This window comes from Manganibacter manganicus, assembly GCF_002075885.1.
GTDB lineage: Bacteria > Pseudomonadota > Alphaproteobacteria > Rhizobiales > Rhizobiaceae > Mesorhizobium > Mesorhizobium manganicum.
In genome coordinates this window covers 23,280-37,432 of the sequence record NZ_MDET01000027.1, presented here as the reverse complement: position 1 = coordinate 37,432, position 14,153 = coordinate 23,280, and the positions used below count along the sequence as shown (strand labels likewise).

Genomic DNA, 14,153 nt, shown 5'->3' with positions numbered 1-14,153 from the left:
ATGGATCGAGCGCCGCGAGAACGTCATCGCGCTCGGTCCCAGCGGCACGGGCAAGACCCATGTCGCGCTCGGCCTCGGCCTGGCGGCGTGTCAGAAGGGCCTTCCCGTCGGCTTCATTACCGCTGCCGCCCTGGTCAGCGAGATGATGGAGGCCCGCGACGAACGGCGTCTGCTACGCTTCCAGAAGCAGACGGCTGGCTACAAGCTCCTCATCATCGATGAGCTCGGCTTCGTGCCGCTCTCCAAGACCGGGGCAGAATTGCTGTTCGAGCTGATCTCGCAACGCTACGAGCGCGGTGCGACCCTGATCACCAGCAATCTTCCTTTTGACGAATGGACGGAAACGCTGGGGTCGGAACGCCTGACCGGCGCTCTGCTCGACCGCATCACCCACCACGTCAACATTCTCGAGATGAACGGCGATAGCTACCGTCTCGCTCAAAGCCGCGCCCGAAAGGCTGGCTGAAACCCTCACAAAAATCGCCGACGCCGCAAGCGGGAAACTCTGGTCGGGCTACGCCCTCCCGACGTTCCCCACTTGCGGCGCGAAGTGGCCTACTTTTGCGCCGCCCAATGGCCTGATTTTGCTCCGCCGTTGACACCTTTCTGATCGTAATTCTCATAGATACCGCGATGAATGTCTCCTGTGGGCTTGATCTCAGGGACAATTGTTTGACCGCAACAGAGAATTCGGATCTCTTTTTGCTTTCATGGTTCAAGGATCGTGCTGGCGGCATTCTGCTGACAGCCGAACTCGAACTTGGCTCCGCAACAGCGCTACAATACGGTAGTAACGCGCATATCAGTGCACCAAGGGCAGTGGAGTGTCTAATTGCGCTTAGAAAGCGTTTGATCCCTCATGCAGATCCGAGCGAGCGCGACCGACTCCTACTGGTGCATCATAAGGCCGGGGCGACACGCCGAAAGGCTAGCGCCGACGCCGTGACCTGCCTTAGCGAGGCGGCCCAAAACCAAGCATGGCATCGTTTTCGTCGCCGGCATCCCATTTTGGCGGAGTATCCGATCACGTTGGACCTGATCCGCACGACAATCCTTCTGAAAGAAGCTCTCGAGTCTGGAAACAGTATTCTTCGGGTCCAGCGAAAGGCACAGCATGCCAGCCCAACAACGAGCGCTCGGTACGTCGAGAATCATGCGACGCATCTCCTGAACCAGGGCAAAGTGCGAGAAGTTCAGGAGTTCATGTTTGCGTCCGCGACTCGCGGACACGACGAGATCCGAACGGCTTTCGGACTGACCTCAGAACGGGCGGACACGATTCTCGCTAAGGCACGGAAAAAGGGCTTCGGTGGTTGGCAACATCAATCCGTGGCGACCGCGGACGAGGCCCCAGATAAGGAAGGTACCATCGCGCATTGGATCACACATGGCGAGAACTTCATAGTTGAAGACAAATACGTGGCTGCGGAAATGCATGCGTTCCGTCGGCACATAATTGCCGAAACTCCAAGCTTGCGGTCAAGTCCCTCTTGGTACGAGACTTGGGCCCCGTTGCTGCTGCTTCTCAATGTGGCTCTTCAAAAGATGAACGCCGATACTCGCCTCAGGGGCGAGGCAATCGCTGACGAGTTTGAGATCGTCTACGGAGATCTCCGTTGATGTCCTCTCGAACCGCCAAAACGATCATCGTCAATCATTTAGCCGCACCCGGCCACCGTCCAAGAATGAAACCGCTGGGCCGAATTGACCCTCAACTGTTAGCCGCTGCCATTGGTCTTATCTCACCCTGGAACGCTCCTAAATGGATATTCAAGAGTGAGAGGCTGACGGGAACACACTCCATCCGTTGGGATAAGTTGCTTAATGATGGAAGCAGATTGACCGACAATAAGAGTAAAGAATTGCTAGAAACTGCAAGAATGTTTCTTGCAATAATTCTTTTCGATCCGAATGATATGTTCGATGTCAACAGCCATGAAACCGCAATAAATCGAGCATACACTCTAACTGGAATCATTGACTGGCTGATCTTCAAGGGTCTGAAACGCCTTTCAGACATCAGTCCGGTTGACTGGGAATATCTCAAGACAAATGTCTCGAAAGGCCTCCCGTCGCTTGCCGGCCGCCCCAACCGTCAGAAGCGAGAGAGGCTTAGTGCATCTCGCATACTTGAGATATTTCGCGTTTTTCAGCACCTCCGGGACTTCCACATTGTCATTATGGATGATGGTTCACGCCTCTTGGATGATGGTCTGAGCTTTGAGCCGTTTTCGTCGCCCAATGATGCGATCATGCTGGCACGACAACTCGGCGCTGAGACGGGGCGAACCCGCTCGATACCGCCGGCCACTGCCCTACACTATCTGGATGCGGCTATTCAATTTGTGTCAGACTACGCTGACGATATTATTACCCTGAAAAGGAGGCTATCTCGCGCGGGCTTGGAGACGCCACAACCTTCCAGACGCCCGCCTGGCACCACGCTCTATACGCTTGCCAAATTGCTAGAGTCCAACCTCGCCTCACAGAAGAAAAGTTTGTGGGTGAATGAAGGGCAAGTGGACCGCACGAAATTGGCGTATGAACTCGGGGTTTCGGCACCAGTCCTATACGCTCCGAAACACGCGGAACTCATCGTGAGATTCGAGAGAACCATCAACCAGAGTTCGTTCACGAAGGGAGAGCAGGAAGCATCGTCGCTTCTTGCAGAGCTACGATCGATACCGAACCCGGAACTGACCTCCGGCCGATCTTCGCGACTAGTAGGGATGAGAGCAAAGAGCCTTGGGCTACCATTCACAGGTCGAAATGGAAGTGCTTCACCGTGGCCTATCGAAACCGTATCTTCCAGCCGGCACGGTACACGTAGCTTGGAGGCAGCTATCAACGACCTCTGGTCGGCAGTATTTATTGTCATCGGTGCGTTCATGGCCGATCGACTGTCCGAGGTACTCGAAATCGAGGTTGATTGCCTTCATCATGGCTTGGATGGTGATTACCTGGAGAGTTCAATCTTCAAGGAGACAAATGCGAAAAGAGGTATCTCCAACCGCCGCCCTTGTCCAAAGATAGTGACACAGGCAGTCGAGGTTGCCATCGCCCTCGGAAAGGATGCCCGAATTCGACAAGACTCTTCGAAGCTTTTCATGGCAGAAAACAGAAATGGCGACAGCGTCCCGGACGAAACTACGATCAGGCAAAGGCTCGAGACGTTCGGCAAGCGAATTGCTGTTCCGCCGGATGAACTCGGGCACATATGGCTGATCAACCCACACGAACTGCGCCGCTTCTTCGCAATCACTTGGGTTTGGTATTTCGAGTTGGGTGACGGACTCGACGCACTCAAGAAGCATCTTCGCCATGTCGATGTTGAAACGACGGTGCGGTATGGGTCGTCAGCATATCACGGAGAGGTCCTTGGGGAAGAGCAGCGAGAATTCACCCACGACATGATGGAGAAGGCGGCGTTTAACGGACTCGATCTGGCTGGGCCTGCAGGTCGAAGAATCAGGAGATGGTTTGCACTGCTGCAAGTCCACATCTCTGACCCTGCCGAAATGGCCGACGCCATCGCGGTCCAGGTTGAAAGAAAAGGGATTCTGTTACATCCGACTCCTTGGGGATATTGCATGTGGTGGCTCGGCGCGGCACGGAAAGCCAAATGTATCAAGGACGGTAAATTAACGGACAAGTGGCCGAGCGGACGTAAGGAACCGAATGAATGTGGAAAGTGCATCAACTTTGCCACTCATCGCGTTTTTCAGCCCTTCTGGAGCTCGGCCCTGCACCGTCACCGACGAATGCAATCAACCGCGGGCGCGCCGAAGGAACTCATTGAAGCCGCTGTTGATGGTGAGCGCATAGCTGGACTCTACGCAGGAGAGGAGGATGACATTTGATCGATGAACTAAGGCCGTTCAAGTTGCGTCGTCTGAATCGCAAAGGCACGCGCGCTAGCGACAAAGCTCCGCCGATCGCCAGGGCGAGATCGGAGGAGGCCAGACGCCGAATTCAAGATGGACTCGATCAACTGCAGCTAATCCGGACGCAGCAACAGTATGAGGAAGCTTTGGCAAGAGGTGTTCCTCGTTCAACCAATGGCTTCCTGGCGTGGAAGCGCGTCGGCAACGATACGCTCCATAAAACTCATGCTGATCTGAAGCAAAAAATAGACATACAATATCGCCGTCTCTCTTCCTTTGCGGAAAATCTGCAAAGGAAGAGAGACGGCGATAAGCCTCAAAAGAAGAAAATCGTCAGAAACGAGGTCGCGATTCTGCGTAAGAAAAATAGTGAATTGGAGGCTGCTCTCGCGTCGCGTGGATTAGACATCTTACGGCTTCTAAAGTCTGTAGAATCCGAAAGAAAACTCCGCCTTTTAGCAGAACAAAAGCTGGCGAGAAACTAATAACACGTCATCGTTTCTGCTCGTTTCGGTTCTACCGTTACATCTATTCCATGCCCAAGGCAGCCTTATAGAGATCAATCATTGCTTCCTCCTCCTGACGCTCGCTGGGATCCTTCTTGCGGAGGCGAATTATCGTACGAATCGCCTTGGTATCATAACCGCGCCCCTTGGCCTCAGCCATCACCTCCTTGATATCATCTTGCAGCGTAGTTTTCTCTTCCTCGAGCCGCTCGATCCTCTCGATCAGCTGCCGCAATTCCGCTGCGGCGACAGTGTCCTTCGTGGCGACTTCTTCCATGCTCATGATGACTCCTAGTTGACCAGACCGAACGCGGACAATGGGCGCTCAGCAATGCGTAAGACGTGATCCCAATTTTCCCGCGCCGGTGAATCTCGAACCCTACGCCCTATCGGGTGCCTCCTGATAACGATCAGTAACGCTAACCCTTTCTAAGCAAATAAGATTCTTCTATCGGGAAAGGGGGACGGATGTTTGAAAATCGTCTGCGATGGTCTTCTTTTCTTCTTCGAGCCGCTCGATGCGCTCGATCAGGGCACGCAATTGGCCGGCGGCTACGGTCTGGCTGGGTTCAGTGATCTCGTCGGCCATGTCGTTCTCCATAACGTTCTTTCCCGCCGACTCGCACAGGCATCAGCAGATATTCGCGAGGTTCGATGCCCGACCGCGCGGCACGGGTCAAGGCAATATCCGCCGCAAGAGGAATGTTGCGGCAAGCCCATTCGTGAAGGACGGCATCACCCGTAAACGATCAAAAGGTCCTTGGCGTCGATCTGATCGCCAGCGCGGGCCAGAACTTCGGCGATGACGCCGTCGCGCTCGGCATGGAGGGCAGTTTCCATCTTCATCGCCTCGATGGACAACAGCACGTCCCCCGCCCGCACCGCCTGCCCCGCCACCACCGGTACGGCCGAGACAACACCGGGCATCGGTGCCGCGACATGCGCGTCATTGCCCGGCTCCGCCTTGCGCCGCGCCTTTGCCGCGCCCGCACCATGCGTGCGATCCGGCACCTTCACCCGGCGCGGCTGGCCGTTGAGTTCGAAAAATACGGTGACCATGCCTTTGTCATCGGCGTCACCGATCCCGAGACAACGCACCACCAGCGTCTTGCCTTTTTCGAGGTCGAGGAAGATCTCGTCAGCCGGCTTCATTCCGTAGAAATAAGACGGAGTCGGCAGAACGCTGACCGGGCCGTAACTTTCCTGCGCGGCAGCGAAATCGGAAAACACTTTGGGATACATCAGCCAGGAAGCGAATTCCTGATTGGAAAGCGATCGGCCGAGCTTATCCGAAATCATCTTGCGTTCGGCATCGAGATCGGCCGGCTTGAGCAGAGAACCGGGGCGCACGGTAATCGGCTTGCCGCCTTTCAATACTTTCTTCTGCAACTTTTCGGGCCAGCCGCCCGGCGACTGGCCAAGATCGCCGTGCAGCATCGCCACCACCGAATCCGGGAAGGCTATATCCTTGGCGGGGTTTTCAACGTCGGCGATGCTCAAATCCTGGCTGACCATCATCAACGCCATGTCGCCCACCACCTTGGATGAAGGCGTGACCTTGACGATGTCGCCGAACATCAAATTGACGTCATGATAAGCCTGCGCCACCTCATGCCAGCGCATTTCCAAGCCCAACGAGCGCGCCTGCTCTTTGAGATTGGTGAACTGGCCGCCCGGCATTTCATGCAGATAGACCTCCGAGGCCGGTCCCTTCAGATCGCTCTCAAAGGCCGCATACTGATTGCGCACCGCCTCCCAATAGAATGAGATGCGGCGAATCCATTCCGGGTCCAGATCGGGAGCACGGTCCGAGCCCTTGAGCGCCTCGATGATCGAGCCCAGGCACGGCTGCGAAGTGTTGCCCGAGAATGGGTCCATCGCCGCGTCGATGGCATCGACGCCCGCTTCCACAGCCGCCAGCACAGTCGCCGCCGACAGGCCGGACGTGTCGTGCGTATGGAAGTGGATCGGCAGGTCTGTCGCCTCGCGCAGCGCCTTGAACAGCACCCGCGCCGCAGCCGGCTTCAAGAGGCCTGACATATCCTTGACCGCGAGAATATGCGCGCCGGCTGCCTCCAGTTCTTTTGCCAGGCCAATATAATATTTCAGGTCGTATTTAGCGCGCTCGGGGTCTAGGATATCGCCGGTATAGCACATCGCCGCTTCGACGAGTTTACCCTCGCTGGCGACCGCATCCATGGCCACGCGCATGTTCTCGACCCAATTGAGACAGTCGAAAACACGGAACAGATCGACGCCGCCGCGTGCTGCCTCAGTCACGAAATAACGCACGACATTGTCAGGATAATTCGTGTAGCCGACACCGTTCGCACCACGTAGCAGCATCTGCAGCAGGATATTGGGCGCAGCCTTGCGGATCATCGCCAGCCGTTCCCAGGGGTCCTCGGTGAGAAAACGCATGGCAACATCAAAGGTGGCGCCGCCCCAGCATTCCAGTGACAGCAACTGCGGCAGCGCACGCGCATAGGTGCCAGCAATGCGGGCGATGTCGTGCGTGCGCACGCGCGTTGCCAAGAGCGACTGATGCCCATCGCGCATCGTCGTATCTGTGACCAGCACCTTGTCCTGCTCGCGCATCCAGCGGCTGAACTTTTCCGGACCGAGCGCATCGAGCCGTTGTTTCATGCCGTCGGCGATCGGCCCGGTAAACCAGGGGATGACAGGCATTGCGGCATCGGCTTTCGGCTGCGGTCGGCCACGCGCTTCCGGATGGCCATTGACGGTCACATCGCCAAGATAGTTGAGCAGCTTGGTGGCGCGGTCCTGACGGCGCACATGGCTGAATAATTCCGGAGTGTTGTCGATAAAACGTGTTGTGTAGGAATTGTTGGCGAAATCCGGATGGCGGATGATCGCCTCGAGAAAGGTGAGATTTGTTGCCACGCCACGGATGCGGAACTCGCGCAGCGCCCGATTCATGCGCGCGATCGTCTCACCGGAAGTCGGTGCCCATGCCGTCACCTTTTCCAGAAGCGGATCGTAAAATCGGGTAATGACCGCGCCCGAATAGGCGGTACCGCCATCGAGTCTGATGCCGAAACCGGTTGCGCCTCGATATGCGGTGATGCGGCCGTAATCGGGAATGAAATTGTGCTCGGGGTCTTCGGTGGTGATACGGCACTGCAATGCATGGCCATTGAGACGGATATCCATCTGCGCCGGCACGCCCGATTGCGGCGTACCAATCGCGTGCCCGTCGAGGATATGGATTTGCGCCTTGACGATATCGATGCCTGTCACCTCCTCGGTGACAGTGTGCTCGACCTGAATGCGCGGATTAACCTCGATGAAATAGAACTTGCCGCTATCGGCATCCATCAGGAATTCGACCGTCCCGGCACCGACGTAACTTGTCTCTCGCGCGATCCTGAGTGCATAGCCGCACAATTCCTCGCGCTGAGCCGCGTCGAGATAGGGTGCCGGAGCGCGCTCAACGACCTTCTGGTTGCGCCGCTGGATCGAACAATCCCGCTCGTAAAGATGCACGACATTGCCGTGTTTATCGCCCAGCACCTGCACCTCGACATGGCGCGCGCGCTCGATGAGCTTTTCGAGATAGACCTCATCCTTGCCAAAAGCGGCCTTGGCTTCGCGCTTGCCTTCGATGACCTCGCGGGCCAGGTCGGCTTCGGAGCGGATAGCGCGCATCCCACGCCCGCCACCGCCCCAGGATGCCTTGAGCATGACCGGATAACCGATCTGAGCAGCGAGTTTCTTCACCGCCTCCATATCGTCGGGCAGCGGCTCGGTCGCGGGCACCACAGGCACACCGACTTCGATCGCCAGATTGCGTGCCGCCACCTTGTTGCCAAGCCTGCGCATCGTCTTCGGCGCCGGGCCGATAAAGGTAATACCTGCCTTTGCGCATGCATCCGCGAATTCCGGACTTTCAGACAGCAGGCCATAACCGGGATGGATGGCGTCGGCGCCGGACAGCTTGGCCACGCGAAGCACTTCCTCAATCGATAGATAGCTTTCGATCGGCCCCATATCCTTGGTCAACCATGGGCCACGTCCCACCTGATAGCTCTCGTCGGCCTTGAAGCGGTGCAGCGAATATTTGTCCTCTTCCGCCCAGATCGCGACGGTTTTCAAGCCCAACTCATTAGCTGCCCGAAAGACGCGGATTGCAATTTCTGAGCGATTGGCGACGAGGATTTTGCTGATCGGCAAGGATTGCTCCCGTTAGGTAAGGAGGAAAACGCAAGCCTGATTAGCGTTGGAAATGCTGCAGCGCAAACATATTCGCGACAAAAATGGCCGTGTCGGAACCTCACGGCCGTAAAATAAAAATGCCCGGCGCAATGCGCCGGGCATTCGAATCGACAATGGAATAGCTTAGTCGATCTGGAAGTAGTTGTACTTGCCGTCGTCACCCTTCTTCCACTGATAGACGACATAGTCGGCATCGGTGCGGTCGCCCTTCTGATCGAAGGAGAGTTCGCCGAGCACGGTCTTGAATGGCCCCTTTTCCTTGATCGCCTTGGCGACTTCCTGCGGATCGTTCGTGCCAGCCTTGTTGGCGGCCTGTGCAATGACCTGCGTGGCAGCATAGGAATAGAGCGTGTAGGCTTCCGGCTCGAAGCCCGAGGCACGGAACTTCTCGACGACCTCCTTGGCGGCCGGGTTCTTGCGCGGATCAGGACCGAACGTGTTGTAGGTGCCCGCGACCGCATCACCAGCAATCGAGGCCAGTTCGTTGGAAACGATGCCATCACCGGAGAACATCGGCGCTTTCAGGCCCTGATCTGCGGCCTGACGGATGATCAAGCCGGCTTCGGTATGCAGCCCACCCCAGTAGATCAACGTGACGCCGGCTTCCTTCATCTTGGCGATCAGGGCCGAGAAATCCTTATCGCCCGCATTGACGCCTTCATACAGGACCTCCTTCATGCCCAGCTTATTCAGGGCCGCTTTGGTGGCGTCGGCGAGGCCTTGGCCGTAAGGTGTCTTGTCATGGATGACGGCGATCTTGGCATCCTTGAAGTGCTCTGCGATGTAAGCACCGGCAATGTCGCCCTGCTGATCGTCGCGACCGCAGACGCGGATCGTGTTCCAAAGGCCCGCTTCGGTGAATTGCGGGTTGGTCGCTGCCGGCGTCACATCAAGTATGCCGTTTTCGGCATAGACCTGCGAGGCAGGGATGGTGACGCCCGAGTTGAAGTGGCCGACGACGAATTTGACACCGTCAGCGACAAATTTGTTGGCCACCGAAATGCCCTGCTTCGGGTCCGACTGGTCGTCACCGACGCTGAGCTTGATCTGCTCGCCATTCATGCCGCCAGCAGCATTGATGTCCTTGACGGCCATCTCCGTGCCCTTCTGCAACTGTGCGCCGAATGCGGCATTCGGGCCCGTGATCGGGGCACCAACGCCCATCAGCACGTCAGCCCATGCGCTGCCGCCAAACGCCAGCATTGCGCTCAAGGCGACGGCGGACAAAAGTGATTTCTTCATGTAACGCTCCCATTAACGGAGTGGGCGTGAATGACGCTTTCATGCGATGCCCACCCAGATCGCAGAAAGTGTACTTTGCCGATTTTCCGACGCTTGTCACCCCGTTTCATCCCCGTGAGAGGGGCGCGATCGAGCGTCAGCTTTTCGCCCTCCAGCTTAACGGCGACGCCTTCTCGTAGAGCCAGTGATATTGGGTCGTCATCTGGATGGTGCGGGTATATTGATAGCCGAGGAACCCGATGATCATCAGCACGATCGTATCGGCAACATAGTACTGCAGTGAAAGCATGGTGCCGTCGAATAGCGCATGGTGAATGAACCGCACAACGAGGCCGAGTCCCAACAGATAGAAGAACAGCGTAAGCTTCGGCCGCCAAGTCTGCGCGCAAGCGCGGCCGGTCATCCATGCCGCCCAGCCACCGAGCACGCAGGTAACCATGATGAACTGCCAGATCGAGGCTTCCTCGTGAAGAATGCCTTGCATGACTTATCCTCCTAATCGGCGCGCTTAGTGCCGTCCGCCTTCGAGATAGGCCGCGCGAACGTCCGGATCGGCGAGCAATTGCTTGCCCGTGCCGCTCATGGTGACGTTGCCGTTCACCATCACATAGCCACGCGTCGCCAGCTTCAGCGCACCAAAGGCGTTTTGCTCGACGAGAAAGACTGTCAGGCCTTGCGTCCGGTTCAATTCGCGAATGGCATCAAAGATCTGCTTGACGACAAGCGGCGCAAGACCGAGCGACGGTTCGTCCAGCAAAAGCAGCTTCGGCCTTGCCATCAACGCGCGACCGATCGACAGCATCTGCTGCTCTCCGCCTGACAGCGTGCCGCCGCGCTGGTCGATGCGCTCCTTGAGTCGGGGGAACAGAACGAAGACTTTCTCCACGTCCTCGTCGAAATGCTTCATCTTGTCGAGACTGGCGCCCATCTGCAGGTTTTCCAGCACTGTCATGCGCGGAAAGATACGCCGCCCCTCCGGCGACTGTGCGATTCGAAGGCGCGCGATCTCATGTGTAGGCAACTGGGTAATGTCGGTGCCAGCGAAAACGATCTTTCCCGATCGCGCCCGCGGCGCACCGAAAATCGTCATCATCAATGTCGATTTGCCGGCTCCGTTGGCACCAATCAGCGCTACGATTTCGCCGTCATTGACGGTAACATCCACGCCATTGAGCGCTTGGATATTGCCGTAGAACGTATGGACTCCACGAATGTCGAGCAGCGTCTTGCCGGTCATGACTTGGTTCCCCCACGCTGCTTGTCCGTTGTGGGTTTCGCCGTCTTGCCTTTTCCAAGTTGCCTGGCCTGCTTGACCCATTCTTCACGCGCGATGCGGCCATCGAACGCCAGATAGCTTTCGGCAGCCTCGACATCGATTTTCTTCCATTCCGCGATCTGGTCGAAATGGAAGATACCGTGCTCATTGAGCTTCTTTTCGTTGATCTTGCCGATGCCCTTGATCAGAGTAAGATCGTCTGGCCGGTTGCCGCGTGGCGCAGCCAGCCGGTTGGAAACGCCCTTGGATGCCGATGTAGCGGAAGTGGTGGCCTTTGCGGCAGGCCTGACCGCCCGCGCCGCCGGCTTATCAGCCTTCTTTCCTTTTGCCTTTGCTGAACTGGCTTTGTCCGTGCTGGCCTTGGCAATTCCGGTGCGGCCGGAGGCGGCTTTGGCCGCACGCGCCTCGACCTGTGCCGCCTTTGACGCACCCTTCGACACTGTCACGCGCTCGTCGTCGCGATGTTCGACTGTTTCCGAGACCGAGCCCGCCAGCATCGAGGCCGAGGCAGCCGGTCCATGTTCGGGATCTGGTCCGGCATCGAGATCTTCGATGATCTCTTCGTCACCTACCTCCGTCAGCACGTCCTCGACCTCTTCGTCGTCAACGCCGAGATAGGCCGCGATGACACGCGGATCCGTGCGCACCGATTCTGGATCGCCGTCAGAAATCTTGCGGCCATATTCGAGCACAACGATATGGTCGGAAATCTCCATAACTACCGACATATCGTGTTCGATAAGCAGAATCGATGTGCCGGTATTGGCCTTGATATCGTTGAGCAGCGTGTTCAGCGCCAGCGACTCGCGTGGGTTGAGGCCGGCGGCCGGCTCATCGAGGCATAGGAGCTCCGGGCCGGTGCACATCGCGCGCGCGATCTCAAGCCGCCGCTGCGCGCCATAGGGCAGATCCCCGGCGGGATCGTCGGCGCGATCTGTAAGCTCAGCCTTTTCCAGCCAGTATTTGGCCTGCTCGATCGCTTGAGCGGATGCCGCGCGATAGCCGCCAATGCCAAGCAAGCCCAGGATCGTATAACCAGAGGCCTTCATCAGCTTGTTGTGCTGGGCAACCAGCAGATTTTCCAGCACGGTCATGCCCGAAAACAGGCGAATGTTCTGGAACGTCCGGGCGACCTTGGCTTTCGCGGTGATCTGAAAATCCGGCATGCGTTCGAGCAGGAATTCCTCGCCATCCTTGCCGGTGAAGCGGATCATACCCTCGGTCGGCTTGTAAAAGCCGGTGATGCAGTTGAAAACGGTGGTCTTGCCGGCACCGTTCGGGCCAATCAGCGCGGTGATTTCACCGCGTCTGGCCTCGAAGGAAAGATCGCCGATGGCAACCAGACCGCCGAATTTCATCGACAGATGCTCAAGCTTGAGAAGAGCTTTGTTCATGGGCGCGTTCGTATCCATCAGCCATGCCCTTCCTTGGTGAAAGAGCCTGAAACGGCTTTGCGTTCCTTAAGGAAGGCGGTTGGTTCCCGGTTACTGACAAAGCCGCGCGGTTTCCAGACCATCACCACCACCATAGCCACGCCGAATAAAAGCATGCGGTAAAGCTCAGGCGTGAAATCCGGCCCGAACACCACCTTGAGGAAATCGAGTTCACGCAGGATTTCAGTGCCGCCGATCATCACCGCGGCAGCAACGGCGATGCCGACCAGCGAACCCATGCCGCCCAGGACGACGATGGCGAGGATGATCGCCGATTCGAGGAAGACGAAGGATTCCGGCGAGACGAACCCCTGCCGTGCAGCAAAGAACGACCCGGCAAAGCCGCCAAACATGGCACCTGTGGCAAAGGCGGTGAGTTTGGTGGTGGTGGTATTGATGCCGAGCGAGCGGCAGGCGATCTCGTCTTCACGCAACGCTTCCCACGCGCGCCCAACCGGCATGCGCCGCAACCGCACCGTGACGAACGCCGTCAGCAGCGCCAGCGCCAGGATCAGATAATAGAGGAATATCTTGTAGTAGGCGCCGGACTGGGCGATGTCGAACACCTTCGAAATGTAGTTGGGCGCACTCACATCGAATGAGATCAGCCCGAAGAAGCTGACCTTCGGTATGCCGGAAATACCGGCGGAGCCGTTCGTCACCACACGCCAGTTGATCAACACCATGCGGATGATCTCACCGAAGGCCAACGTGACGATGGCAAGGTAATCGCCACGCAGGCGCAGAACCGGAAAGCCGAGGATGATGCCCCAGAAGGCGGCCATGCAACCCGCAGCCGGAAGCAGGATCCAGAATGACAGGCCATAATGTGTACCAAGAAGGGCATAGGCATAGGCCCCGACGGCATAGAAGGCGACATAGCCGAGATCAAGGAGACCGGCCAATCCGACGACGATGTTCAGGCCCCAGGCCAGCATTACGTAAATGAGAATCTGGATGCCGAAATTATCGACCCATTTCAGCGATCCCTGAAAGCCACCCGCCATGGACCCGGTGAGAAGCGCCAGGGTAAGGACCACGAAGACCGGGTAAACGATCATGACCGTGATGCCGAGCGCCGAGAAATGGTCATGAATGAAGGCGCGGTAATAATAGAATACCGATGCCAGCGCGTAGATGAGGGCGAGCGCGCGCAGGAAACGCGCATAACCGGCAAGTTCCGCGCCCAGCCAGCCATCAAGTGAGCCCGAGACGACGTACAGCGCCACCATGATGACAAGCGCTGCAATGAAATATGGCAACCGAAAGAAGCGGCTGGTCACGCTTGCCGGCATCAAGCCGGTGACGGTATCGGCCAGCTTCTGGCGCGCCATGAATGGCTGCAGCCAGGCAACATAGGCGAAACGCCCGAACATGGTCAGCGCTACGACAATCGCCAGCAGCCCCCAACGCGGCTCCAGCACCAGCTCATTACGGATGTTCTGGTCGGTCTTGAGGCCGACGATCAGCACGAACATGCCGAACGAAATCAGGCCGGCATAAAGCGCCTCGCGGAAGGCTCGCTTCACGGGCGCGGCAACGCTGCCACGCTCGGTGGATACGGTTGTCGTCATGG

General features: G+C 57.5%; 12 protein-coding genes. 4 read left to right on the top strand and 8 right to left on the bottom strand.

Annotated features, from left to right (window positions below):
• From BFN67_RS16540 to BFN67_RS16525, 4 genes are all read left to right on the top strand, one after another.
• A partial coding sequence (locus BFN67_RS16540) for an ATP-binding protein (RefSeq protein ID WP_139789142.1) occupies positions 1 to 466 on the top strand: 466 nt, incomplete at its 5' end.
• Between the two features lie 206 nt (positions 467 to 672).
• Positions 673 to 1,620 (top strand): hypothetical protein, encoded by a 948-nt coding sequence (locus BFN67_RS16535; protein ID WP_139789222.1) that lies wholly within the window; start codon positions 673 to 675, stop codon positions 1,618 to 1,620.
• A complete protein-coding gene (locus BFN67_RS16530) occupies positions 1,620 to 3,860 on the top strand; it encodes a site-specific integrase (protein WP_139789221.1) in 2,241 nt (746 codons plus the stop codon). The genes BFN67_RS16535 and BFN67_RS16530 overlap by 1 nt, the downstream gene beginning before the upstream one ends.
• Entirely contained in the window at positions 3,857 to 4,369 is a 513-nt protein-coding gene (locus tag BFN67_RS16525; RefSeq protein WP_080920660.1) for a hypothetical protein, read from the top strand. The genes BFN67_RS16530 and BFN67_RS16525 overlap by 4 nt, the downstream gene beginning before the upstream one ends.
• A 43-nt stretch (positions 4,370 to 4,412) precedes the next feature.
• Here the strand turns inward: BFN67_RS16525 and BFN67_RS16520 are convergent, their stop codons facing one another.
• The 8 genes from BFN67_RS16520 to livM form a co-directional block, all read right to left on the bottom strand.
• Positions 4,413 to 4,667: a DUF2312 domain-containing protein gene (locus BFN67_RS16520; RefSeq protein WP_192856855.1), complete on the bottom strand. Its 255-nt coding sequence runs from the start codon at positions 4,665 to 4,667 to the stop codon at positions 4,413 to 4,415.
• A gap of 171 nt (positions 4,668 to 4,838) precedes the next feature.
• Positions 4,839 to 4,979: a GapR family DNA-binding domain-containing protein gene (locus BFN67_RS16515; protein ID WP_080920664.1), complete on the bottom strand. Its 141-nt coding sequence runs from the start codon at positions 4,977 to 4,979 to the stop codon at positions 4,839 to 4,841.
• A 146-nt stretch (positions 4,980 to 5,125) separates the two neighbouring features.
• Entirely contained in the window at positions 5,126 to 8,584 is a 3,459-nt protein-coding gene (gene pyc / locus BFN67_RS16510) for a pyruvate carboxylase (protein ID WP_080920658.1), read from the bottom strand.
• 165 nt (positions 8,585 to 8,749) lie between these two features.
• Positions 8,750 to 9,868 (bottom strand): branched-chain amino acid ABC transporter substrate-binding protein, encoded by a 1,119-nt coding sequence (locus BFN67_RS16505; RefSeq protein ID WP_080920657.1) that lies wholly within the window; start codon positions 9,866 to 9,868, stop codon positions 8,750 to 8,752.
• Positions 9,869 to 10,004: 136 nt separating this feature from the next.
• Positions 10,005 to 10,352: a DUF6867 family protein gene (locus BFN67_RS16500; protein ID WP_080920656.1), complete on the bottom strand. Its 348-nt coding sequence runs from the start codon at positions 10,350 to 10,352 to the stop codon at positions 10,005 to 10,007.
• Between the two features lie 24 nt (positions 10,353 to 10,376).
• Positions 10,377 to 11,105, bottom strand: a complete 729-nt coding sequence (locus BFN67_RS16495; protein ID WP_080920655.1) for an ABC transporter ATP-binding protein — start codon at positions 11,103 to 11,105, stop codon at positions 10,377 to 10,379.
• Entirely contained in the window at positions 11,102 to 12,556 is a 1,455-nt protein-coding gene (locus tag BFN67_RS16490; RefSeq protein WP_080920654.1) for an ATP-binding cassette domain-containing protein, read from the bottom strand. Before BFN67_RS16490 ends, BFN67_RS16495 begins: the two co-directional genes overlap by 4 nt.
• On the bottom strand, positions 12,556 to 14,151 hold the full coding sequence (livM, locus tag BFN67_RS16485; protein ID WP_080920653.1) for a high-affinity branched-chain amino acid ABC transporter permease LivM: 1,596 nt from the start codon (positions 14,149 to 14,151) through the stop codon (positions 12,556 to 12,558). Before livM ends, BFN67_RS16490 begins: the two co-directional genes overlap by 1 nt.
• Between the last annotated feature and the right edge of the window lie 2 nt (positions 14,152 to 14,153).

Coding starts and splice junctions, on each gene's coding strand:
- BFN67_RS16530 (WP_139789221.1), top strand. CDS start 1,620: ATGTCCTCTCGAACCGCCAAAACGATCATCGTCAATCATTTAGCCGCA.
- BFN67_RS16520 (WP_192856855.1), bottom strand. CDS start 4,667: ATGGAAGAAGTCGCCACGAAGGACACTGTCGCCGCAGCGGAATTGCGG.
- BFN67_RS16515 (WP_080920664.1), bottom strand. CDS start 4,979: ATGGCCGACGAGATCACTGAACCCAGCCAGACCGTAGCCGCCGGCCAA.
- BFN67_RS16505 (WP_080920657.1), bottom strand. CDS start 9,868: ATGAAGAAATCACTTTTGTCCGCCGTCGCCTTGAGCGCAATGCTGGCG.
- BFN67_RS16500 (WP_080920656.1), bottom strand. CDS start 10,352: ATGCAAGGCATTCTTCACGAGGAAGCCTCGATCTGGCAGTTCATCATG.
- BFN67_RS16495 (WP_080920655.1), bottom strand. CDS start 11,105: ATGACCGGCAAGACGCTGCTCGACATTCGTGGAGTCCATACGTTCTAC.
- BFN67_RS16490 (WP_080920654.1), bottom strand. CDS start 12,556: ATGGATACGAACGCGCCCATGAACAAAGCTCTTCTCAAGCTTGAGCAT.
- livM (WP_080920653.1), bottom strand. CDS start 14,151: ATGACGACAACCGTATCCACCGAGCGTGGCAGCGTTGCCGCGCCCGTG.